This window comes from Novosphingobium pokkalii (assembly GCF_014652855.1).
GTDB classification, from domain to species: domain Bacteria; phylum Pseudomonadota; class Alphaproteobacteria; order Sphingomonadales; family Sphingomonadaceae; genus Novosphingobium; species Novosphingobium pokkalii.
Window position 1 is genome coordinate 16,925 of record NZ_BMZP01000005.1, and the last position, 23,637, is coordinate 40,561.

General features: G+C 67.6%; 19 protein-coding genes. 14 read left to right on the forward strand and 5 right to left on the reverse strand.

Features of this window, described 5'->3' with window-relative positions; genetic code table 11:
- Nucleotides 1-42: 42 nt before the first annotated feature.
- The gene (locus tag IE191_RS06795; protein WP_191323620.1) at nt 43-837 is read right to left on the reverse strand and encodes a 2-keto-4-pentenoate hydratase; all 795 of its coding nucleotides are present in this window, start codon (nt 835-837) and stop codon (nt 43-45) included.
- A 209-nt stretch (nt 838-1,046) separates the two neighbouring features.
- On the opposite strand from IE191_RS06795, the gene IE191_RS06800 reads away from it, so the two are divergent.
- From IE191_RS06800 to IE191_RS06835, 8 genes are all read left to right on the forward strand, one after another.
- A complete protein-coding gene (locus IE191_RS06800) occupies nt 1,047-2,063 on the forward strand; it encodes a LacI family DNA-binding transcriptional regulator (RefSeq protein WP_191323621.1) in 1,017 nt (338 codons plus the stop codon).
- Nucleotides 2,064-2,167: 104 nt separating this feature from the next.
- Nucleotides 2,168-3,004 carry a 5-dehydro-4-deoxy-D-glucuronate isomerase gene (gene kduI / locus IE191_RS06805; protein WP_191323622.1) on the forward strand — a complete coding sequence of 279 codons (837 nt, stop codon included), beginning with the start codon at nt 2,168-2,170 and terminating at the stop codon, nt 3,002-3,004.
- 6 nt (nt 3,005-3,010) lie between these two features.
- Complete coding sequence (gene kduD, locus IE191_RS06810; RefSeq protein WP_191323623.1) at nt 3,011-3,766, forward strand: 2-dehydro-3-deoxy-D-gluconate 5-dehydrogenase KduD; 756 nt, start codon at nt 3,011-3,013, stop codon at nt 3,764-3,766.
- Entirely contained in the window at nt 3,763-4,782 is a 1,020-nt protein-coding gene (locus IE191_RS06815; RefSeq protein WP_191323624.1) for a sugar kinase, read from the forward strand. The genes kduD and IE191_RS06815 overlap by 4 nt, the downstream gene beginning before the upstream one ends.
- A gap of 38 nt (nt 4,783-4,820) precedes the next feature.
- Nucleotides 4,821-6,383 carry a carboxylesterase/lipase family protein gene (locus IE191_RS06820; protein WP_373299254.1) on the forward strand — a complete coding sequence of 521 codons (1,563 nt, stop codon included), beginning with the start codon at nt 4,821-4,823 and terminating at the stop codon, nt 6,381-6,383.
- A 415-nt stretch (nt 6,384-6,798) separates the two neighbouring features.
- On the forward strand, nt 6,799-9,657 hold the full coding sequence (locus IE191_RS06825; RefSeq protein WP_373299255.1) for a TonB-dependent receptor: 2,859 nt from the start codon (nt 6,799-6,801) through the stop codon (nt 9,655-9,657).
- A 26-nt stretch (nt 9,658-9,683) separates the two neighbouring features.
- Entirely contained in the window at nt 9,684-10,688 is a 1,005-nt protein-coding gene (locus tag IE191_RS06830; RefSeq protein WP_191323626.1) for an alpha/beta hydrolase, read from the forward strand.
- Between the two features lie 28 nt (nt 10,689-10,716).
- Nucleotides 10,717-11,766, forward strand: a complete 1,050-nt coding sequence (locus IE191_RS06835) for a LacI family DNA-binding transcriptional regulator (protein WP_191323627.1) — start codon at nt 10,717-10,719, stop codon at nt 11,764-11,766.
- 6 nt (nt 11,767-11,772) lie between these two features.
- Here IE191_RS06835 and IE191_RS06840 read toward each other — a convergent pair whose 3' ends face one another.
- Nucleotides 11,773-13,194 (reverse strand): mannitol dehydrogenase family protein, encoded by a 1,422-nt coding sequence (locus IE191_RS06840; RefSeq protein WP_191323628.1) that lies wholly within the window; start codon nt 13,192-13,194, stop codon nt 11,773-11,775.
- On the reverse strand, nt 13,191-14,636 hold the full coding sequence (gene uxaC, locus IE191_RS06845) for a glucuronate isomerase (RefSeq protein WP_191323629.1): 1,446 nt from the start codon (nt 14,634-14,636) through the stop codon (nt 13,191-13,193). Before uxaC ends, IE191_RS06840 begins: the two co-directional genes overlap by 4 nt.
- A 76-nt stretch (nt 14,637-14,712) precedes the next feature.
- On the opposite strand from uxaC, the gene IE191_RS06850 reads away from it, so the two are divergent.
- Entirely contained in the window at nt 14,713-16,245 is a 1,533-nt protein-coding gene (locus IE191_RS06850; protein ID WP_191323630.1) for a UxaA family hydrolase, read from the forward strand.
- A gap of 142 nt (nt 16,246-16,387) precedes the next feature.
- Here IE191_RS06850 and IE191_RS06855 read toward each other — a convergent pair whose 3' ends face one another.
- A complete protein-coding gene (locus IE191_RS06855) occupies nt 16,388-17,287 on the reverse strand; it encodes a hypothetical protein (protein ID WP_229815156.1) in 900 nt (299 codons plus the stop codon).
- A 155-nt stretch (nt 17,288-17,442) separates the two neighbouring features.
- On the reverse strand, nt 17,443-18,564 hold the full coding sequence (locus tag IE191_RS06860; RefSeq protein WP_191323632.1) for an acyl-CoA dehydrogenase family protein: 1,122 nt from the start codon (nt 18,562-18,564) through the stop codon (nt 17,443-17,445).
- Nucleotides 18,565-18,682: 118 nt separating this feature from the next.
- On the opposite strand from IE191_RS06860, the gene IE191_RS06865 reads away from it, so the two are divergent.
- From IE191_RS06865 to IE191_RS06885, 5 genes are all read left to right on the forward strand, one after another.
- A complete protein-coding gene (locus tag IE191_RS06865; protein WP_191323794.1) occupies nt 18,683-19,453 on the forward strand; it encodes a helix-turn-helix transcriptional regulator in 771 nt (256 codons plus the stop codon).
- Between the two features lie 290 nt (nt 19,454-19,743).
- Nucleotides 19,744-20,136 carry a Zn-ribbon domain-containing OB-fold protein gene (locus IE191_RS06870; RefSeq protein ID WP_229815157.1) on the forward strand — a complete coding sequence of 131 codons (393 nt, stop codon included), beginning with the start codon at nt 19,744-19,746 and terminating at the stop codon, nt 20,134-20,136.
- Nucleotides 20,133-21,284, forward strand: a complete 1,152-nt coding sequence (locus IE191_RS06875) for a thiolase family protein (RefSeq protein ID WP_191323633.1) — start codon at nt 20,133-20,135, stop codon at nt 21,282-21,284. Before IE191_RS06870 ends, IE191_RS06875 begins: the two co-directional genes overlap by 4 nt.
- 5 nt (nt 21,285-21,289) lie before the next feature.
- Nucleotides 21,290-22,510, forward strand: a complete 1,221-nt coding sequence (locus IE191_RS06880; RefSeq protein ID WP_191323634.1) for an acyl-CoA dehydrogenase family protein — start codon at nt 21,290-21,292, stop codon at nt 22,508-22,510.
- A 140-nt stretch (nt 22,511-22,650) separates the two neighbouring features.
- On the forward strand, nt 22,651-23,634 hold the full coding sequence (locus IE191_RS06885) for a thiamine pyrophosphate-dependent dehydrogenase E1 component subunit alpha (protein ID WP_191323635.1): 984 nt from the start codon (nt 22,651-22,653) through the stop codon (nt 23,632-23,634).
- Nucleotides 23,635-23,637 lie beyond the last annotated feature (3 nt).

Genomic DNA, 23,637 nt, shown 5'->3' on the forward strand with positions numbered 1-23,637 from the left:
CGGGCTTGTTACCCTGCCGGCTTGATCCTCGCCCGCCCGACCTCAGGCGGCGATAATGGTGCAGTCCACGCCGTCGTGGCCAGCGAAAGTGGCGCGCACCTGTTGTCCCGGCGTGACCGGATGAACCCCGGTCACCGCGCCGGTCGAAACCCACAGCCCGCCAGCGGCATCAATGCCGCGTGCCGCCAGGTTGCCCAGCAGGAACCGCACCGCGCCCAGCGGGCCATCGAGCATGGTGGCCGTGGTGGCCGCGCCAACGACCGCGCCATCGATCGCCACGGTCACGGCGATAGAGGCAAAATCAACGCTTTGCCACCCAGCCAGCGGCGCGCCGACGACCAGGCCATAATTGTTGCCATAGTCCGAAACGGTGACCGGCGGGCCATCGTCGTTGATGCCCGGATAGGGCGAGCTGGCAATCTCGATGCCGATGTGGACGGCATCGAGCAGGGCCAGCGTCGCGGCATCGTCAACCGGCACGGCCCCGGCCCAACCGGGGGCCACATGCAGCAGGAATTCCGCTTCGGCCGCAGCAAAGCCTTGCGCGAAGACCGGCATGGCCGGCACCTGGCCCGCGCCGGGCATCACCACGCTATCGGCAAAGATCGGCCCGGCCAGGCGATTGCTGGCCAGCCGCGCATCGTCGGGCGGATTGATGCGGCCCACTTTCCACCCGACCACCTGCCGGCCATCGAGGGCCAGCGCGGCATCCTGGATGGCATAGGCCCCGGCCAGATCGGCCGGCGCTGCTCCGGGATAGGTGGCCAGTGGGCGCCTCTCGCGCCGCGCTGCCACAAATGCTTCGGCCACGGCCTTTGCCTCTTGCGTCAAATCCATCCCAACCCATCCCGGGCGGATCGGGCGGCACACGGATGGAAACCGGTGTCAAATCCCGATACTACGCCATTGAACCTGGCCCCCTGCGCCCCGCCTTTGATGGGGCAGCCTGCGTGTCGCAGCAAGGTAACCGGTGTCATCTTGCCTTTTCCGATTGGTGAAGGCAAGTCGGAAAAAATAGCGCACGACGAGAAGCGAGAACATCCCCCATGGCCAAAGCGCAGAAACCCACGATCAACGATGTGGCGCGCCTTTCCGGAGTCTCGAAAAAGACCGTCAGCCGGGTGATCAACAAGTCGCCGCTGCTCAACCAGGCCACGCGCGAAAAGGTCGAGGCAGTGATCGCGCAGCTCGATTACGTGCCCAATCCCCAGGCCCGCGCCCTGGCGCTGCGGCGCAATTTCCTGATCGGCCTGATCCACGACAACCCCAACGCGCAGATGGTGCTGGGGGTGCAGGAAGGCATTCTCGATACCATTCGCAGCACCGAATTCGCGCTGGTGGTGCGCCCGGTGGATCGCCACTCGCCCACCCTGCTCGACGACATTCACCATTTCATCGAACAACAGCGCCTCTATGGCGTGATGCTGCTGCCGCCGCTTTCAGAAAACGACGAGCTGGCCCGGCTGTGCCGCGATCTGGGCTGTACCGTGGTGCGCATGGGATCGGCCAAGCTGGACGACGAGGCGCATCTGGTGGCGTCCAACGACCAGGAAGCGGTGAGCGAGGCAGTGGCCTGGCTGGCCGAGTTGGGCCACCGGCGAATCGGCTTCATCGCCGGGCCGGACGGCTTCCGCTCGGCCCGCGAGCGCGAGCTGGGCTTCATCGCCGGGATGGGCCGGGCCGGGCTGACGATCGATCCGGCCCTGCTGGCGCGGGGGGACTACCGATTCGAATCCGGGCTCGAAGCCGGGCAGGCCCTGCTCGGCGGCGCCAATCCGCCCACCGCGATCTTTTCCAGCAACGACGAAATGGCTGCCGGGGTGCTGCATGCGGCCTGCGAACGCGGCCTGCGCGTGCCGCAGGATCTCTCGATCATCGGCTTTGACGATACCGCCATCGCCGCGCATATCTGGCCGCCGCTGACAACCGTGCGCTGGCCGATCCGGGACATGGCCCGCACGGCCGCACGCAAGCTGACGCGCCCCGAAAGCGCCGCGCGCGAGCCGGCGTTTTTCCCCTCGGACCTGGTGCGGCGCGCTTCAGCGGTGCCTGTGCAGGACTGATTTCCCCGGGCAGGAGAAAGGCGAAAAAGCCTTTTGCCACCCCATTGACACCGGTTACCAAAACCCGATACCACACGCCCCGACAGCGAAAGGGAGAGCGCGCCATGTTCTGCAAGACCTATCACGCCACGCATCCGGACATGATGGAGGGCGTCTCGAACGAGGCGCTGCGCGATCGTTATCTGGTGACGGGCATGTTCGTGGCGGGCGAAGTGAACCTGAACTATTCGCACAACGAGCGCTTCGTGATTGGCGGGGCGGTGCCGGGGGCCGCGCCGCTGGCCCTGCCGCGCCAGACCGCGCCGGCCAGTGCAGCGGGCCATTCGTTGCTGGAACGGCGCGAGATGGGCGTGGTCAATATCGGTGGGCCGGGCTTCGTCACGGTGGACGGGCAGCGCTTTGCGCTGGGTAACAAGGAATGCCTCTACGTGCCGATGGGCAGCGAAGAGGTGGTATTCGAAGGCGAAGGCGCGCGGTTCTATCTGGCCTCGACGCCCGCGCACAAGGCTTTGCCGATCAAGCATATTCCGCTCGACAAGGCCAATCCGCTGGCGCGTGGTGACCTCGCCAATTCCAACCAGCGCACGATCTACCAGCTCGTCATTCCCGGCGTGTGCGAGAGCGCGCAGCTCCTGCTCGGCCTCACCGTGCTGGAGGAAGGCAGCGTGTGGAACACCATGCCGCCGCACCTGCATGACCGCCGCAGCGAGATCTATCTCTACTTCGATCTGGCGGAAGAAAACGACCGCGTGTTCCACTACATGGGCGAGCCCGACAGCATGCGCCACATCGTGATCGGCAACGAGGAAGCGGTGATCAGCCCGCCGTGGTCGATCCACATGGGTTCGGGCACCAAGAAGTATGCGTTCATCTGGGCCATGGGCGGGGAAAACCTCGACTATACCGACATGAACGTGCTCGACATCTGCCAGTTGAAGTAAGCAGCCATGGCCATTTCCTTCAGCCTTGCCGGCAAGACCGCGCTTGTTACCGGGGCCAACACCGGCATCGGCCAGGCCATTGCCGTGGCCCTGGCCGATGCCGGGGCCGACGTCGCCCTCGCCGGCCGCTCCGAACCGGCCGAAACGCTGGCCCTGATCGAGAAGGCCGGGCGCCGCGCGGTGAACATCGCGGCCGATCTTTCCAGCACCGAACCGGTGGCGCGCGTGGTGGAAGAGGCGGTCGCGGCGCTGGGGCGGATCGACATCCTGGTCAACAACGCCGGGATCATCCGCCGCGACGACCTGTTGCAATTCAGCGAGGCGGATTGGGACGCGGTGATCGACACCAATCTCAAGACGCTGTTTTTCCTGAGCCAGGCCGCCGCGCGCGGCATGGTGGCGCAAGGCGGCGGCAAGATCATCAACATCGCCTCGCTGCTCACCTTCCAGGGCGGCATCCGTGTGCCCAGCTATGCCGCCGCCAAATCCGGCGTGGGCGGGGTGACCAAGGCCATGGCCAACGAACTGGCGCCGCATGGCGTGCAGGTCAACGCCATCGCGCCCGGCTATATCGCCACCAACAACACCGCCGCGCTCCAGGCCGATGAAACCCGCAACCGCCAGATCCTGGAACGCATTCCGGCCGGGCGCTGGGGCGATCCCTCCGACATTGCCGGGGCAGCGGTGTTCCTTGCTTCGCCGGCGTCGAACTATGTCACCGGGCATGTCCTGGCCGTCGATGGCGGGTGGCTGGCGCGATGAGCCAGCGTTCGGGCCACGTCGTCTGCTTTGGCGAGGTTCTGCTGCGGCTGGCGACGCCCGGGCGGCGGCTGATGGCGCAGAGCGAGAGCCTGGACCTGGTGGTCGGCGGGGCGGAAGCCAACGTGGCGGCGGGCCTGGCGGCGCTGGGCCACCGCACCGCCATGCTCACCCGCCTGCCTGCCAGCCCGCTGGGCGACAAGGCCCGCGCCGCGCTGGGTGCAGCGGGGGTCGATACCCGCCATGTCGGGCGGGCAATGGGGCGCATGGGGCTCTATTTCCTGGAAAGCGGCGCGGGCCTGCGGCCTTCGGCGATCACTTATGATCGCGCCGGCAGCGTGTTCGCGCTGTCGGATCCTGAGCACTTCGACTTTGCCGCAGCGCTCGATGGCGCGGCGCTGCTGCACCTGTCCGGCATCACGCCCGCGCTGGGGCCGGGCGGTGTCGCCCTGGCCCAGGCGGCCGTGGCGGCGGCCGATGCGGCGGGCGTGCCGATCTGCTTTGACGGCAATTACCGCGCGCTGTTGTGGGAAGCGTGGGACAGCGACCCGCGCGCGATCCTGACCGGGCTGGTGCAGTCGGCCAGCGTGATGATCGGCAACCACCGCGATATCGCGCTGTTGCTGGGCAAGCCCTTTTCCGGCGATGGCGCGGAGCGGCGGCGCGAGGCCGCGCAGGCCGCCTTTGCCGCATTCCCGCGCCTGCAATGGATCGCTTCCACCGCGCGCCACATCGCCGGGCCGGACCACCACCGCCTGGCCGCGCGGGTGGACGGGCGCGAGACCGCGCACCAGACCGCCGAAGTGGACGTGACCGGCATTGTCGACCGCATCGGCACGGGCGACGCCTTTGCCGCCGGCGTGCTGCACCCCTGGCTCGAAGGCCAGGACGCAGCCGCGATGGCCCAGGCAGGCCTGGCCTATGCCGCGCTCAAGCATTCCCAGCCCGGTGACATGTGCACCATCGGCAAAAGCGAACTCGAGGCCTTTTCCGCCAGCGGCGGTGATGTGCGCCGCTAGGGCGCTGGACGACAAGAACAGATTGGGGAGAGCGCTGGATGACCGCGATGACCCGCCATGTCCTGACTCGCCGCGCCCTGGTCAAGGGCGCCACGGCCATGGCTGCCCTGGCACCGGCAGCCACGCGCGCCGCCGCGCCGCCACAACCGCGCGTGGGGCGTTATCGCGGGCTGCGCGAGGCCGGCGTGCTGGCCTTCAAGGGCATACGCTATGGCCGCGCCGCGCGTTTTGCCCGGGCCGTGGCCGAACCGTTCGATGGGCCGCCGGTGGATGCGACGCAGTTTGGCCCGGTATGCCCGCAGCGCGGCATGGCCGATGCCCCGCAAAGCGAGGACTGCCTGTTCCTCAACGTGTGGACGCCCGAGGCGCATCCTGGCGCGGGCCGCGCGGTCATGGTCTATTTCCACGGCGGTGCCTATGCCAACGGCTCGGTCACCGATCCCCTCACGCAAGGCGCGCATCTGGCGGCGGGCGGCGACGTGGTGGTGGTCAGCGTCAACCATCGCCTCGGGCCGCTTGGCTATGCCTGGCTGCGGCCGCTGGATACGCAGGCGGCCGATAGCGGCAACCTGGGCCAGCTCGACCTGATCCTGGCGCTGCACTGGGTGCGCGATCATATTGCCGCGTTCGGGGGCGATCCGGCGCGGGTCATGGTGTTCGGCCAATCGGGCGGCGGGGCGAAGATCGCCACACTGATGGCCATGCCGGCGGCGCAGGGCCTGTTCCATGCGGCGGCGACGATGAGCGGGCAGCAGGTGCAGGCCAGCGGCCCCGGCCATGCCCTGGCCCGCACCCGCGCCTGGCTTGCTCGCATGGGACTGGGCGACGATGGCGTGCCCGCCTTGCGGGCGCTGCCGGTGGAGCGGCTGATCGCGGCGCTGGACGCCATCGATCCGATCATGGGCGGCGGGGTCTATTTTGGCCCGGTGCTGGACATGACCAACCTGCCGCGCCATCCGTTCTGGCCCGATGCCGCGCCGCAATCGCTGCACGTGCCGATGATCCTGGGCAATGTGCGCGACGAAACCCGCGCCTTTCTCGATCCGCGCGGGCCGAAGCTGGCCGGACTGACCTGGGACAACCTGCCCCAGCGCATGGCCGCCGAAGTGAAGATCGACCTCGATCCGCAATGGGTGGTGCAGCACTATCGCGCGCAGGCGCCTGACTGGAGCGTGGAACAGATCTATTATGCGGCGACCACGGCCGGGCGGTCCTGGCCGGGCCAGGTGATCGAAGCCGATGCCCGCGCCGCTGCCGGGGCCGAGCATACCTGGGTCTACCAGCTCGACCGCCCCTCACCGCGCGATCCTTTGCGCGGGGCGGCGCACACCGATGACCTGCCCTATGTTTTCGGCACGCTGGACGCGCCCGGCAGCTATTCCGGGACCGATGCGACGGCGCGCGCGCTGAGCGCGACGATGATGGCGGCCTTTGCCGGCCTGGCCCGGACCGGGCGCCCCGGACTGGCGACATGGCAGCCCTATCGTCTGCCTGCGCGGGGCACGATGGTTTTCGACGCCGTCTCGCGCATGGTGGACGATCCGCGCGGCTGGCAACGCCGGCTGTGGAGCACCGCGCCCTATGTCCAGCCCGGCAGTTAGGGCTCAGCAGTTTGGGTACAGAAGTTAAGGCATCGAATCAGGCCGATGCTGCGCCGTCCCAAGTGCAGCATAATGGCCACAAATCCGCTTCCACAGCGGCGCTATTTCTTTTTATATCTCTGTATCAAACGCCAATTTCTTTGATCATCGGTTTGCAACCGGGTTCTTGACAGGGGAAAGATCGTGCTGCAAAACAAGGATCAATGACACCGGTTACCTTTCCTGCTCCACGGGACGGGAAGGCAAGCGGAGAAGAACAAGCCCCGCCCAAGGCGCGGGCGATCCGCTGTGGGCGGATGGGAGTAGTGTTGCCGGATCGATGCAAGCCATTGCGTGCATTGTTGACACCGGTATCATTCAGCCTCACGGGCTGAGAGGGGATGTGACGATGCGCAAGAATATTTCCCGAGTTTCGATGCTCAAGACCGCCCTGTTCGCCGGCAGCGCGCTGGCCTTGCCGCAAGGCGCGATGGCGCAGGATGCCGCGCCGCCGGCCGATGCCGCCGCGGCGACGGCGCCGGGCACGGGCGAGGACCAGACCCCGGCGATCATCGTCACCGGCTTTCGCCAGTCGCTCCAGGCCGCGCTCAACGTGAAGCGCAACTCGGTCTCGGCGGTGGATGCCGTGGTGGCCGAAGACATCGCCAAGTTCCCTGACCAGAACATCGCCGAATCGCTCCAGCGCATTCCCGGCATTTCGATCCAGAAGGATGGCGGCGAAGGCCGCGCCATCACCGTCCGCGGATTGGGCGCGCAGTTCACCCGCGTGCGCGTCAACGGGTTGGAGACGATCACCACCTCGTCCGACGGCGCCTCGGCCAACCGCGACCGTTCGTTCGACTTCAACGTCTTCGCGTCCGAACTGTTCAGCAGCCTGGTGGTGCACAAGACCGCCGAGGCGAGCCTGGACGAAGGCTCGCTGGGTGCCGTGGTCGATCTCAACACCGGCAATCCGCTGGCCGGCAAGACCGGCCTGACCGCCGTGCTCAACGTGCAGGGATCGTATAACGACCTGTCGAAGAATGTCGGCCCGCGTGTGGCCGGGCTGCTCTCGTGGAAGAACGATGCCGGTACGCTGGGCGTGAATTTCTCGGCCGCCTATTCGCACACCGATACGCTGGAAACCGGCAACAACACGGTGCGCTGGTCGCAGGCCTATTTCAATTCGGTCGATGGCACGCCCTGCTTCTATTCCGTGGCAGCGGCCACCGGCGGCAATCCGGTGAACAGCGGCGGGTTCTATCGCCCGTCCACCGCCTGCGACGCCGCCGCGCTCTCGTTCCACCCGCGCATTCCGCGCTATGGCGTGGTCGAGCACGATCGCCGCCGCCTGGGGCTGACCGGATCGATCCAATTCGAACCCAGCACCCACACCAAGATCTCGATCGACGCGCTCTATTCCTCGTTCAAGGAAGACCGCAAGGAAAAGTGGCTGGAAGTGCTGGCGCGCTCCAACGAGCGCAGCTTCAACGTGGTCAACCCCACGTACGACAGCAACGGCAACATGGTCAGCGGCACGTTCAACAACGCCTATGTCCGCACCGAAAGCTATCTGCGCCAGTCGCAGACCAAGTTCTACCAGGTGGGCGCGACCTGGGACCAGGACGTGAGCGATACCTTGCGCTTCACCCTGCTGGGCGGGTTCTCGCAATCCGATGCCGACATTCCGGTGGAAAGCACGATTGCCTACGACAGCAAGGGCGCCAACGGTTTCACGTTCGATTACAGCAACATGAAATCGCCGGTGCTGAGCTATGGCATCGACGTGACCAACCCGGCCAATTTTCAGCTCGCCGAAATCCGCGATCGCCCGTCCTATGTCACCAACAAGTTCAAGACGGTGCAACTTCGCACCGAATGGGACGTGACCAAGGGCTTTACCGTCAAGATCGGCGGGGTGTGGCGGCGCTACAACTTCCAGACCCAGCTCTGGACGCGCGACACCGTGGCCTGCAAGACCAACGGCCAGCCCGACGTGATCCTGGGCACCACGACCTGTTCGTCCAGCGTCTATGGCCTGCCGGTCACCTCCAGCATTTCCGACCTTGTCAGCCTGGGCGATGCCGGCCAGCCCAGCGGCACGACCTCGCAATTCCTCGCGGCCAATATCGACGCCGCGTCGGCCTATACCAAGCTCTATGGCCGCACGGCAGTGGAAGACCTCGGCTCCAACCGCCAGGTGCAGGAAACCACCTCGGGCGGATATCTCCAGTTCGACGTGAAGGGCGATTTGTTCGGCCTGGAATATGCCGGCAACGCGGGCATCCGCTATGCCCACACCGACCAGCGCTCCACCGGCTATAGCGCCGGGATCGCGGCCACGGTGGGGCGCACTTATGACGACTGGCTGCCTTCGTTCAACATCGCGTTCTATCCGCACCGCGACGTGATCCTGCGCGGGGCGATCGCCAAGGTCATCACCCGGCCCTCGCTCGGCAACCTCAATCCGGGCGGTTCGGTCGACGGGTTCAACTACAAGGTCACCTTCGGCAACCCGTTCCTCGATCCCTATCGCGCCACCAATTTCGACGTTTCGGCCGAATGGTATTTCGCGCCGCAGGCGCTGCTGTCGGTGGCCGGGTTCATCAAGCAGATCCAGAGCTTCCCGGTTTCGGGCACTTATGTCGCCACGCTGCCGCAGCTCGGGCTCGATCGCTCGGTGCTGACGCCCAGCTCGCCGGCCTACATCAACTATGATCCCGATCAGCAATATGTGGTCTCGTCGCAGGTCAATGGTGCTGGCGCCACGCTCAAGGGCATCGAAGTGGCACTGCAATTGCCCTTCCCGTTCCTGCCGGGCTTCCTCAGCCACACTGGGTTCCAGGGCAACGCCACGCTGATCAAGAGCGACGCGGACTATACCATCACCGGCCCCGCGGTCAGCGCCTGCACCCGCAACACCGCCGGCGCCTGCATGCTGGCAGGGGTTTCGGCGATCTACAACCAGACGCTGCTCAACGTGTCGAAGCGGGCCTGGAACGCCACGCTTTATTACGACGACGGCAAGTTCAGCATTCGCGGCTCGGTCAGCTATCGCGGGCCGTTCGTGGATGGCACCAGCGGCACGGGCAACGTGTTCGAAGGCTATGGCGCCTATACCAGCGTCGATGCGGCGGTGCGCTACAAGATCCGGCCCTGGCTGGAACTGTCGATCGACGGCAACAACCTGACCGATGCCTATCGCTATCGCTTCACCGACCAGTCGGCGCAGCGCAACTATGAAAACAACCACTTCGGCCGCACGATCCTGTTCGGCGCGCGCGCCAAGCTGTGATGTGACGCCTTGAGGAGCATCTGCCCATGACGCTTTCCCGTCGCGCTCTGGTGGCCCGGAGCCTGGTGGCGAGTGCATGGGCAGCGGCCCGGCCGGCCTGGGGGCAGACCCCACCCCCGGCCGGGCCAAACGGCACGCCCCCCGGTCTGCCGCAACCGACCGAGACTCTCGACCTGTGGCCAGATGGTTCCCCCGGCCATCTGGCCACCCCTCTTGTCGAGACGGTCAACGAACGGTCCAGCGACCGCCTGGTCACCGATCGCGCGGTGATGGGCATCACGCGCCCGCGCATGGCGGTGTTCCGGCCCGACCGGCCCAACGGCGCGGCGGTGATGATCACGCCGGGTGGCGGCTACCGCTGGATCGTGGTGGACAAGGAAGGCTATGAAATCGGGCGCTGGCTGGCCGCGCGCGGTTTTACCGCCTTCGTGCTGTTCTATCGCCTGCCGGGCGAAGGCTGGTCGAGCGGGCCGGATACGCCGCTGGTCGATGCGCAGCGCGCGATGCGTCTGGTCCGCCATCGCGCGCGCGATTTCGCCATCGATCCCGAGCGGATTGCGGCCATGGGCTTTTCGGCTGGCGGGCATGTCTGCGCCGATCTGGCCGCGCGCTTTGCCGCCAATGTCTATACGCCGCGCGATGCCGCCGATGCGCTGTCTGCCCGTCCACACAGCGCAGCGCCGATCTATCCGGTGGTCAGCATGGACCCGGCCATTGCCCATGCCGGATCGCGCCAGTTGCTGCTGGGGCCAAAGCCCACCCCTGCACTGGAAGCGGCGCACTCCCCCGATCGCTGCGTGCCCGCCGATGCGCCGCCGCATTTCCTGTGCCATGCCGAGGATGACGAGGCTGTGCCGGTGGAAAACACCCTGCGCCTGCGCGCCGCGCTGAAGGCAAAAGGCGTGCCGGTCGAAACGCACCTGTTCGCCAATGGCGGCCACGGCTTTGGCCTGCGCCGCGCGATCGGCAAGCCAGTGGAAGCCTGGCCGGATTTGTGGCGCGCCTGGGCAGCCACGGTGGGGCTGGCCTGATCACGGGATATCGGCTTAGAACGCAGCGATGACCGCTGCGAATGTGCCGAGCCAACCCGATCCTGCCCGCCAGGGCGAACCGACCATCGAGGACGTGGCCGCCGCCGCCGGGGTTTCGATCCGCACGGTCTCGCGCGTGCTCAACAAGTCGCCCAAGGTCAACGCCCAGACACGCGAGCGGATCGAGGCGGCGATTGCTGCGCTGCGCTTTCGCCCCAGCCTGCGCGCCCGCGCGCTGGCGATGCGGCGCTCGTTCCTGATCGGGCTGATCCACAACGATCGCAATGCGCTGGTGCTCGATTCCATCCAGCGCGGGATCGTTTCGGTCACGGCCGCGCAAGGGTATGAGCTGATCGTCCACTCCACGCCGCCCGAGGGGGCCGAGGCCATTGCCGATGCCGTGGCCTTTGCCAGCCGTTCGCGGGTGGACGGGCTGATCGTGCTGCCGCCGATTTCCGGCGTGGACGGGCTGGCCGCGGCGCTCGATGCAGTGCAGGTTCCCGCCGTGGCAGTCTCATCGGTGCCGCTCGATGGCTTTGCCGGGGTCATTTCCAGCGACGAGCGCGCAGCAGGTGCGCAAGTGGCGCGGCATCTGCTCGGCCTGGGCCATCGTGCCATCGGTCTGATCAACGGCCCGGCCGACATGGCCTCTGCCCGCGAGCGCCGCGCCGGCTTCCTTGCCGAAATCGCGCAGGCGCCGGGCGTCACCCTGGCCGAAACGCCGGGGGACTATACCTTTGCGGCGGGCATTGCCGGAGCGCAGGCCCTGCTCGCCGCGCCAGCGCCACCCACCGCGATCTTTGCCGCCAACGACATCATGGCCGCCGCCGTGCTCAAGGTGGCCGCCGCGCGCGGGCTTGCCGTGCCGGCGCAGCTTTCCGTGGTGGGCTTTGACGGCAGCCTGCTGGCGCAGATGGTCACGCCCGCGCTGACCTCGGTGGTGCGGCCCTTTGGCGCGATTGCGGCGGCGGCGACGCGCCACCTGATCGCGCGGATCGAGGGCGGCACGCCGCCGCCCCTGTTCCATCCCGAACTGACGCTGGCGCCGGCCGAAAGCACCGGGCCGGCGCCGCGATAGACGTCGTCAGCCCGGCAGGCGGCCCTGTGCCAGCGCCTCGTGCGCCTGGCCCACGGCGGCGATGAACCGCGCATCGTGGCCCAGCGGGCCGAACACCGCCGGCATCGCCAGCACCGCGCGCCAATCGGCGGCACGGCCCAGGAGCTCTTCGGCCAGTGGATCGGTGATCGTCCGCCCCTCGTGGGCAGCCTTTTCGAGGAAGCGCAGCCAGGCCGCGATCGGCACGGCGAGCCGATCGATCGGGCGCCCGGCTTCGAGCGCTTCGCGCACCGTGCCGAGCAGGCGATAGGGCAGCTTTTGCGACCCGTCCCACGCAATCTGCGACAGCAGGTGGCGGATCGCCGGATTGGCAAAGCGCGCCAGCACGTCGGCGATGTAGCCCGGCAGATCGAGTCCGGGTGGCGCCACCACCGCCGGGGCGATGTCATCGCGCATCAGTTGCTCGACAAAAGCCGCCAGCGGGGCATCGCGCATTGCCTCGGCCACGGTTTCATGGCCAAGGCCCAGCCCGACATAGGCCAACGTGGAATGCGCGCCGTTGAGCAGGCGCAGCTTGGCCATCTCGAACGGGCGCACGTCGGCGGCAAACGTAACACCGGCCAGGTCCAGCGCCGGGCGTTCCCCGGCAAAGCGATCCTCGATCACCCACTGGGTGAAGCCCTCGCGCTGGATCGGCCAGGCGTCTTCGAGGCCGGTCGCCACCTGCACCTGCGCGCGCAGGGCATCGTCGGTGGCCGGGGTGATCGAATCGACCATGGCATTGGGAAAGCGGACGTGGTCGGCCATCCACGCGGCGGTGTCGCCGTCCAGCTCGCGCGCCAGGGCCAGCGTTGCGGCTTCCAGCTTGCGGCCATTGTCGGTGAGGTTGTCGCACGACAGCACGGTCACCCCCGGCAGCCCAGCGCGGCGGCGCGCGGCCAGGCCCTGAACCAGCCAGCCGACGAAGCTTTGCGGCACCCAGCCATCCTCGCGCCCTTTTGCCAGATCCGCCGCGATGGCGGGATGCTCAGGATCGAGCTGGCCATCGGCGCCCAGGCAATAGCCCTTTTCCGTGACCGTGGCGCTGATCAGGCGCGTGTCGGCGTGGGCCAGCGCGGCAAGGATCGCCGGCGGCTCGGTGCCGGTCAGCACGTGGCTCACGCTGCCGATCACGCGATAGCGGGTCTGTGCATCGAGCAGCGCCAGCGTGTAGAGCCCGCCTTGCGGGTTGAGCGCCTGGGCCACGCCCTGCGAATGCAGGCTGACGCCGGTGATGCCCCAGCGCGGATCGTGGGCGAGCAGCGTATCGAATGCGGCGGCCTGGTGGGCGCGGTGAAAGGCGCCGGGGCCGAAATGAACCACGCCGGCGCGCATGGCGGCGCGGTCATAGGCCGGGCGCGCCACGTCTGCGGGCAAAAGGGCCAGCGTTTCGGGGGAAAGCCGGGTCATGCCGGCACCGCCTGACGGGCGGCGGGCACGGGCAGGCCATAGGCGCGGCGCACCAGGCCAGTGGTCAGTTCCTCGATCAGTTCGGCCGCTTCCCAGTCGGCCAGGCGGTGTTCGGCTACCAGCCGCGCCAGGAAGCCGCAGTCCACCCGCCGCGCCACGTCGTGCCGCGCGGGGATCGAGAGGAACGCGCGCGTATCGTCGTTGAAGCCGACGGTGTTGTAGAACCCGGCGGTTTCGGTGGTCATTTCGCGGAAGCGGCGCATGCCTTCGGGGCTATCGTGGAACCACCACGCCGGGCCGAGCTTGAGGCACGGATAATGCCCGGCGAGCGGCGCCAGTTCGCGGGCATAGGTCGTCTCGTCGAGCGTGAAGAGAATGACCTTGAGCGCCGGTTCGTTGCCGAACAGATCGAGCATCGGGCGCAGTGCCTCGACGAATTCGGTGGCGCGGGGAATGTCCGCGCCCTTGTCGCGCCCGTGGCTGGCGAAGAGCCGCGCGTTGTGGTTGCGCGTGGCGCCGGGGTGGATCTGCATGGTCATGCCGTCGTCCAGGCTCATCCGCGCCATTTCCGTCAGCATCTGGGCGCGGAACAGCTCGGCCTGGGCGGCATCGGCCTGGCCACCGATCACCTTGGCGAACAGCGCCTCGCACTCGGCGCGCGAGAGGTTGGCGGTTTGCGGGGTGAGGAAGCCATGGTCGGTGGCCGTGGCGCCCATCGCACGGAAATCGGCACGGCGGCGGCGATGCGCGGCCAGGTATCCGCTCCAGGTGGTCACGTCTTCGCCGCTCAGTTCGGCAAAGCGCGCCATGTCGCGCGCGAAGGAATCGTGTTCGGGATCGATCACCGAATCCGGGCGATAGGTCGTCACCACATTGCCCTGCCAGCCCGAGGCGCGGATCGCCTGGTGGTGGACAAGATCGTCGGCCGCGCCTTCGGTGGTGGCAAGCAGTTCAATGTTGAACCGCTCGAACAGCGCGCGCGGACGGAACGCCGGGCTGGCCAGCGCTGCGCCAATCGCGTCGTAATAGTGGTCCGCACTCGCTTCGTTCAGCGTTTCGGTCAGCCCGAAGACTTCAGCGAAGACATGGCCCAGCCACATCGCCGAAGGCGTGCCGGCAAACAGGTGCCAGTGCGCGGCAAACGTGCGCCAGGCCGCGCGCGGATCGGTATCGGGCAGCGCCCCGCCACGGCGCGGCACGCCCAGCGCATCGAGCGAGACGCCCTGCGAATAGAGCATGCGGAACAGGTAGTGATCGGGCGCCAGCAGCAGTTCGGTGGCATTGGCCCAGGGCGCATCGGTGGCGAACCATTCCGGATCGGTGTGGCCATGCGGGCTGATGATCGGCGCCTTGGCCACGAGGGCATAAAGCTCCCGCGCGATAGCGCGGGTGGCCGGATCGGCGGGAAACAGGCGATCGGGATGAAGGACCAGACGGGGCATGGACAACAGGCCTCTTGCAGAATTGCCGGCTTGGTAGTGGATTGTGCCAGCGCTGGCAACCGTGTATCAAACCGGCATGACCGATGCCCCCGACACGCTGGCCCCACCCCTGCCCGATGCCCTGCAAATCGCCCCGCGCGACGATGTGGCCGTGGCGCTACGCCCGCTCGAAGCGGGCCAGACGGTGCGCGTCGGCACCGCCAGCATCACGCTCAACCAGGCGATTCCGGCCGGGCACAAGTTCGCGCTGGTGCCCATCGCGGCGGGCGCGCCGGTCCATCGCTATGGCGCGCGGATCGGCCTGGCGACGGTGGCGATCGCGGTGGGCGATCACGTGCACAGCCACAACATGGCGACGGCGCTGCGCGGTGAAGTGGACTATGCCTTTGCTCCGCAGGCCGCCCCCACCATGCCGGTGCGCCGCGCCGATGCGCCGACGTTCCTGGGCCACGTCCGCCCCGATGGCAGCGTGGGCACCCGCAACGAAGTGTGGATTCTGCCCACGGTGGGGTGCGTCGGGCGGCTGGGCGAACGGCTGGCGCAGCGCGGCCAGGCCATGATCGCGGCGCTGCCCGATGCGCAGATCGATGGCGTCCATGCGTTCAACCACCCGTTCGGCTGCTCGCAACTGGGCGCCGATCTGGAGGGCACGGCGGCCATCCTGGCGGCGCTGGCCTGCAATCCCAACGCCGGCGGCGTGCTCTTGCTGGGCCTGGGCTGCGAATCCAACCAGCTAGACGCCCTGCTGGCGCGCATCCCGCAAGAGCGGCGCGCCCGGCTGCGCGTGCTGCGCGCGCAATCAGAAGGCGATGAGTTTGCCGCCGGCGAAGCGCACCTGGCCGATCTGCTTGCCCTGATGGCGCAGGATCGACGCGAGCCGGTGCCGCTGTCGGCGCTGCGCCTGGGGGTGAAATGCGGCGGATCGGACGCGATGAGCGGCTTGACCGCCAACCCGCTGATCGGCCGCATGACCGACGCCGTCATCCAGGCGGGCGGCGCGGCGATCCTCACCGAAATTCCCGAAGTGTTCGGCGCGGAAACCCTGTTGCTGGAGCGCGCCACCAGCGCCGAGGTGTTCGACCGGCTCTCAACGCTGGTCAATCGCTTCAAGCGCTATTTCCTGGATCATGGCGAACCGGTTTCGGAAAACCCCAGCCCCGGCAACATTGCCGGCGGGATCACCACGCTGGAGGAAAAATCGCTGGGCGCGGTGCAGAAGGGCGGCCAGGCCCCGGTGACCGACGTGATCGACTATGGCCAGCGGCTGAGCCAACCGGGCCTCACCGTGCTGGAAGCGCCGGGCAACGATGCCGTCTCCACCACCGCGCTGGCCGCCGCCGGTGCCACGCTCACGCTGTTTTCCACCGGGCGCGGCACGCCGCTGGGCAGCCCGGTGCCGACGATCAAGATCGCCTCCAACAGCGCGCTGGCCCGGCACAAGCCCGGCTGGATCGATTTCGACGCAGGGCAGGCGCTGAGCCTGGGCATGGACGCGGCGGCCGAGGCCCTGCTGGCGCAGATCCTGGCCATCGCCAGCGGCAGCCCTGCGCGCAACGAAGCCAATGACGAGCGCGCCATCGGCATCTGGAAGCGCGGCGTGACCCTTTAGGGTCTGCGGGGATTTAGGTCAGGGTGGAGCGAGAATGGCTGATTTTCGTGATCCGGAGCGCAGCGTACTTTTCAGTACGTAAGCACCGGAAGCGCGAAAAGCGGCCGTTCGCAGCCCGCCATGGGCTAATTCCCCGCAGACCCTAGAAAATCGGGCGGCTCAGCTTGAGGAGCGCTGCCGCGTCCCGCACGTGGCGTTCCCAGGTGCTGCCGGCGTAAGGCGCGCAGGCAAAGCTGACGGTCAGGCGATCATCGCGCAGGCCATCGACCCAGCGCAACGCCACGCCGCCGCCCGCATCGCCCGTGGTGGCGGTGCAAGCTTCGTTGCCCGAAATGGCCTTGACCCCCAGCGGCCGATCGGGCGCCATCGCCGCGATGAATGCCGCGGCGTTCTGCGCCTTGGTCTTGGTCGGCGTGCGGCGATAGTCCCACTTCTGGTGGATCACATCCCACTGCCCGCGCTCGATCAGCACTTCGCCCGTGGGCGAAACCGACAGCCTGACCGTCTCGCAATCCTTGCAGGCAGACGGCGGCGACACCGTGACCACGATCGTGGAAAGATCGACCGGCGGGGGCGGTGGCGGCGGAGGCGGCGGCGGCGGGGGAGGATCGAGCGCACGATTGACGACGATCGGCGGCGCTTCGGGCTCGGGTGCCGGCGCGGGAGGCGGCGGTGGCGGAGCGACGGGTACAGGCGCGGCAACGGGTGCAGGCGCTGGCTCTGGCGATGATGCAGGCGCTGGTGTGGGGGAAGGCGCCGGCGCCGGAGAGGGGGCTGGCGGCACGATCATGTCGGCGATCGGCCCTTTATCGGGCGCCTGTTCCGGTTCCGGTGCCGGCGGCGTGCTTTCAGGAGCGGTTGGCGCCGGGTTTGCCTCGGATGCGACGGGGCTGACTGCCGGCGGAGCCGGCGACTCGACCGGACGGGTGCGACGCGCAGCCGCAGCGCGCGGATGCAGCAGCGCCGGACCGCAGCCTTCCAGCGCGAGCAGCGCACTACAGGCCACGCCAGCCAGGACCAGACGCCCCAAGGAAATCCGCATCATCACCATCCCGACCAAGAACGAGCGCGCCCAGCGGAAACCCCTCGTCTCCGCGCGCATGCTCTTATCCTGCCGGATCGGCCGCGAATATCCCCCCGTGGCGATTTTTCACTATGTCGCCAAGGTTTGCCTCGGCTGCGCAGGAAGCAGCCGGCTTACGCCGCCAAGCCGGCATAGCGATCGAGCTTGGCCAGCGGGTCTTCCGGCCAGCGGGACAGCAGCACCAGCCGCTTGTGGCCATGGCCAATGGCGAGTTCGTCGGTCACGCCCATGCCGCCATGGAACTGGATCATGTCGTGTCCCAAAGCTAGCGAAACATCGCTGATGAAAGCGCGCGCGCCGGCAACGGCGCTGGCGAAGTCGGTCGCGCCGAAATCTCCTCCCTCGCCCCCGACCAGTGCGAGATTGAGCAAGGCCCTGGACTGTTCCAGCGCGCAATAGTGCGCCACCATGCGGTGCTGGATCGCCTGGAACCGACCCAGCGGCGTGTTGAACTGGCTGCGCGTGCGCAGGTAGTCCAGCGTCTCGTCGAACATGCGCTGCATCACGCCCACCGCCTCGGCGGCGCGCGCCAGGTCGGCCAGCGGCAGGATTGCGTGCATCAGGTCCAGCCCACCCGACAGGCGATGGTCGGCGGGCACCGTCACGCCGTCGAGCGCCAGGTGCACCGCCACGCTGCCATCGATCAGGCGCCACGGCGTGATCGCCAGGCCTGGCGCATCGGCGGGCACGAGATGAAACGCAACCGCGCCGCCATCGGCTTCGCGCGCGCTGACCAGATAGGCATCGGCCCCCAGCCCCGCCGGTACGCAATGCTTGATGCCCGACAGGCAGGTGCCGCCGGGTGCGGGCTGGCTGCGCGTTTCGACCCAGGCCGCGTTGCCGCGCTGCGCCGGCTCGGCATGGGCCAGGGCCACGCGCCGCGTCCCGCTCGCCAATCCTTCACGCCACTGCGCGGCGAGGTCTTCCCCCGCACCGGCTAGCAGCAACCGCGCGCCGACCAGCACGCTTTCGGCCAGAGGCTCCACCACCAGTCCGCGACCGAGCGCGGAAAACAGCGCCACGATCGCCCCCGGCTCCAGGTTCATGCCGCCATCGGCCTCGTCCAGCGGGGCAGCCATCAGCCCGCATTCGGCCAGCAAGGCCCAGTTTTCCGATGAAAAACCGGTCGCTTCAGCCTGGTAGGTGCGGCGCCGCTCGATATCATAGCGATCGGCCACGAACCGATCAGCCAGCGCGGCGAGCATGGTCTCTTCTTCGCTCAGCTCAAAATTCATGGCTGTTGCTCCCTTGGCTGACGATCTAGCACTACCGTCAGGCCAACCACGCTGCGAAAAAGGTTAGGATGGCCCCCAACGCCCGCTCACAAGAAGGCACAAGCACATGGTCCTGGAGATGGATGTTCCCAGCCTGGAATGGGTCGATGCCGTTCGCATAACGGCGCCAGACGAGATTCGCCGCGCCGCCCAGGCGCTCGACACGCTTGCGCGCAATTGCGGCATGCAGGCAGCGCCCGCGCACAATATTGCCGACAAGCGCACGCCGATGGACGTGGACGGCAGCGTGCTGGCGCGCGACGTGTTTGGCTGGACCAGCGAAAAGGCCTGGTGGCAGAACCCGCGCATCGCGCTCGATTCGCCGATCACCACCGCCTGCCGCTTTGAAAGCGAGCCGTTCTGGATGAACGAGAAGGGCTGCCACACCCGCGCACCCAACCGCTACCTCGCCGCGATCGATCTCACCAATTTCGAAGCACGGGCGATGACCCGCGCCGCGATCGTGGTGCCGGTGCACCTGCCGTTCGGGCAGATCGGCGCGGTCTCGTTCAATCCGCTGGACCAGTCGCTCACCGACCTGGCGCCACTGTTCCGCCGCTATGGCGATGTGCTGGGGCTGGTCGGGCGCACGTTCATCACCAGCTATGTCAACACCATGGGATCGGCCCAGGCCCTGCCCCCGGGATCGCGCCTGTCGAAGCGCGAGGTGGAATGCCTGCGCTGGGCCGCGATCGGCAAGACCGACCTGGAAATCAGCATGATCATCGGCCGCAGCCGCGCGACCGTGCGGTTCCACATCCACAATGCCTCGATCAAGCTGGACGCGGTCAACCGCAGCCAGACCGTGTTCAAGGCGGCGCAACTCGGGTACATTTCGCTGCAACGCTAAGGGCTTAGGCCCGGCTCAAGACCGGCCCTTCGACAAGCTCAGGGCGAACTGGGGGTCTTGCTCCCCCTCCTCTTCAGAGGAGGGGGTCGGGGGGTGGTGGCAGCCTAGCGCAGGGCTTCGCACCACCCCCAACCCCTCCTCTGAAGAGGAGGGGAGTAAAAGAGCCGTTGGCCAGCCCCTGCCCTTTCGCCCAGCCCTAGCGTTTTGAAGAGTCGCCATGAGGGGCCGGGGCGGGCTTTATCGGATCGGCGGAATCGCAACACGATCCGCCTGCCAGGAGAGGAAAGCCCGTGTCGCCAGCCGCCGCCCTGTTCATGCCCGATGCGCCGCTGCGACTGGTCGGCGGGCGTGCGAAGGGCGATGGGCGGATCGTCTTTCCGCACCCTGGCACCGACGATTTCGAGGCCGTGGCGCTCTCGCCCACCGGCACGCTGTGGTCCTATACCATCCAGCGCTTTCGCCCCAAGACGCCGCCCTATGCCGGGCCGGAAGAATTCACGCCCTGGGCGCTGGGCTATGTCGACCTGCCGGGCGAAGTGATCGTGCAGGCGCGCCTGGTGAACGTGGCCTTTGCCGATATCCGCATCGGCATGCCGCTGGCGCTGACCAAAGTGGCGCTGGACGCGGCCGCCGACGATCCGCTGTGGCTGCCGGCCTTTGCCCCGCTGGAGCAGGCGGCGTGAGCGCGGCGGTCTGCATCGTCGGCATCGGCATTCACCCGTTCGGCCGCACGCCGGGGCTTTCCGGGCTGGAACAGGGGGTTTATGCGGTGCGCGCCGCGCTGGGCGATGCCGGGGTGGACTGGGCCGACATCCAGTTTGCCTATGGCGGATCGGACGCGGCCGGCAACCCGGACAGCATGGTGTCGCACCTGGGGCTTACCGGCGTGCAGTTCATCAATGTGCGCAATGGCTGCGCCACCGGCGGATCGGCGCTGTTTTCCGCGCAGATGGCGATCCGCTCGGGCGAGTTCGAGCTGGGCCTGGCGCTGGGCTTCGACAAGCATCCGCGCGGCGCGTTCAATGCCCTGCCCGCCGAATACAACCTGCCCGAATGGTATGGCGCGGCGGGCTACATGGTCACCACGCAGTTCTTCGCCGCCAAGATCATGCGCTATATGCACCTGCACGGCATTTCGTGCCGCACGCTGGGGCTGGTGGCGGAAAAGGCCTTTGCCAACGGGGCCCACGCCCCCCACGCCTGGCGGCGCGAGCCGGTCGCGCTCGATGCCATTCTCGATGCGCCGATGGTCTCTGACCCGTTCACCAAGTTCATGTTCTGCTCGCCGGGCGAAGGCGCGGTGGCCCTGGTGCTGGCGAGCGAGCGCAAGGCGCGCGAACTGGGCGCCACGCCGATCCGCCTTGCCGCCGCGACGATGCGCACCCGCCCGCCGGGCAGCTTCGAGGTCTTTGCGCCGAGCATCGCGACCGGTGGCGGCACGGCGACGGCTACACGCCTGGCTTCGGCCGCCGCGTTCGAGTCTGCCGGGATCGGCCCGGACGATATCGCCGTGGCGCAGTTGCAGGACACCGAAGCGGGGGCGGAAATCATGCACATGGCCGAGAACGGCTTTTGCGCCGATGGCGAGCAGGAAGCCTGGCTGGCCGATGGGCGCACCCGCATCGACGGCACGCTGCCGATCAACACCGATGGCGGCTGTCTGGCCTGTGGCGAGCCGATCGGCGCATCGGGCCTGCGTCAGGTCTATGAAAACGTCGTGCAACTGCGCGGCGCGGGCGGCGGGCGGCAAGTGCCGGGCACCCCGCGCACGGCCTATAGCCACGTCTATGGCGCGCCGGGCGTCTCGGCCGTCACCATCTTGCAGAAATAGCACCCATGGACCTCGATCTCTCTCCCCAAGACCTGGCCTTTCGCGACGAAGTCCGCGCGTTCCTGGCCGAACACCTGACCGACGCGATCCGCGATGGCGCGGCGGCGACGCCTTCCGTGTTCGTGGAGCCGGACATCGGCCAGGCGTGGAACGCCGTGCTGCACAGGAAGGGCTGGCTGGCCTATCAATGGCCCAAGGAGCATGGCGGCACGGGCTGGAGCCCGGTGCAGCGCTATATCTTTGAAAAGGAATGCGCCGAAGCGGGCGCGCCGAACCTGACGGTGCTGGGCCTCAAGCTGGTGGCGCCGGTGATCTATACGTTCGGGACGGCCGAGCAGAAGGCGCACTACCTGCCGCGCATCCTGTCGGGCGAGGACTATTGGTGCCAGGGCTTTTCCGAACCGGCCAGCGGATCGGACCTGGCCAGCCTGCAATGCCGCGCCGTGCGGGTGAGCGACGAACGCGGCGAGCGCTATGTGCTCAACGGATCGAAGATCTGGACCACCCATGCGCACTGGGCCAACCGCATGTTCTGCCTGGCGCGCACCGATGCCAGCGCGCACAAGAACGCGGGGATTTCGTTCCTGCTGGTGGACATGAACCAGCCGGGCATTTCGGTGCGGCCGATCCTGACCCTGGCGGGCGATCACGAAGTCAACCAGGTCTTCCTGGAAGACGTGGAAGTGCCGGTGAGCGACCGCGTGGGCGAGGAAGGCGATGGCTGGAAACTGGCCAAGTTCCTGCTGGAAAACGAACGCGGCGGTTCGTGCCACGCGCCCAAGCTGGCCTATGACCTGCGCCGGATCGAAGCCGATGCGCAAGACCAGCCCGATGGGCACGGCGGCACCATGGCCGGCAATGCCGAATGGCGCCGCCGCGTGGCGCGCATTCGCCTGGGCGTGGAATCGCTGGAAATGATCGAGCTGAAGATCCTGTCGGAAATCGCCCATGGGCAGAAACCCGGGCCGCAGACCTCGCTGGTCAAGCTGATCGCTTCCAACCTGCGGCAGGATATCGATCTTCTGGCGATGGACCTGCTCGGCCTGGCCGGGCTGGAACTGGAACGCCAACGCCCGCTCTATGGCGCGGATGCCCCCGTGCCGGTCCATGGCCCGCAAAGCCAGGTTGCGGCGGCACGCTATCTCAACAGCCGGGCCTGGACGATCTTTGGCGGCACCAACGAAGTGCAGGCCGGGATCATCGCCAAGACCGTGCTGCATCTATAGAGTGCGATGACAAAAAGTGGGAACCGGTTTTTGTCAAAAATCGCACGACCACAAATATTTAGAGCGTGATTTCGTCTCATCGAAACGTCATCACGCTCTAAGCCCATCAACAGGCAAAACAGAACCGTCGGGAGTCGGGAATGCAACTGAGCCGGGAAGCCCTGCTGAACGCCTATCGCGCGATGAAGACCATCCGCGAGTTCGAGGAAAGGCTGCACGTGGAAATCCAGACCGGCGAGATCGCCGGGTTCACCCACCTCTATTGCGGGCAGGAAGCCGTGGCGGTGGGGGTGTGCGAGCATCTCGGCACGCGGGACCGCATCGTTTCCACCCATCGCGGACATGGCCACTGCCTGGCCAAGGGCTGCGACGTGGAAGGGATGATGAAGGAAATCTGGGGCAGCCGCGAAGGCCTGTGCAAGGGCAAAGGCGGATCGATGCACATTGCCGATGCCGACAAGGGCATGCTGGGCGCCAATGGCATCGTCGGCGCGGGCGCACCGATCGCGGTGGGCGCGGCGCTGGCCAGCCGGGCCAACGGGCCGGGGCCGGACGGGCTGGACGTGGCGATCGCCTTTTCCGGCGACGGCGCCTGCAACCAGGGCACCACGTTCGAGGCGATGAACCTGGCCGTCGTGACCCAGGCGCCGTGCATTTTCGTGTTCGAGAACAACCACTATTCCGAACACACCGGCTTTTCCTATGCCGTGGGCACCGATCGCGACATCGCCAGCCGCGCCGAAGCCTTCGGCATGAAGGCCTGGCGCGCCGACGGCACCGATTTCTTCGCCGTGCACGAGACCATGCGCGAGGTGCTCGCCCATGTGCGCGGCGGCGGCGGCCCGGCGGCGGTGGAGTTCGATACCGAGCGTTTCTTCGGCCATTTCGAGGGCGATCCGCAGCGCTATCGCGGGCCGGGCGAAATCGACCGCATCCGCGCCGAGCGCGATTGCCTGACGCGATTCCGCGCCGCCGTCACGGCCGCCGGCCTGCTCGAACACAGCGATATCGACGCGCTCGATACGCAAGTGATGGACACGATCGAGGCGGCGGTCAGCGCTGCCCGCGCTGCCGCGCGCCCCACGGCCGAAGACGTCCTGGCCGACGTCTACATCAGCTATTGATCG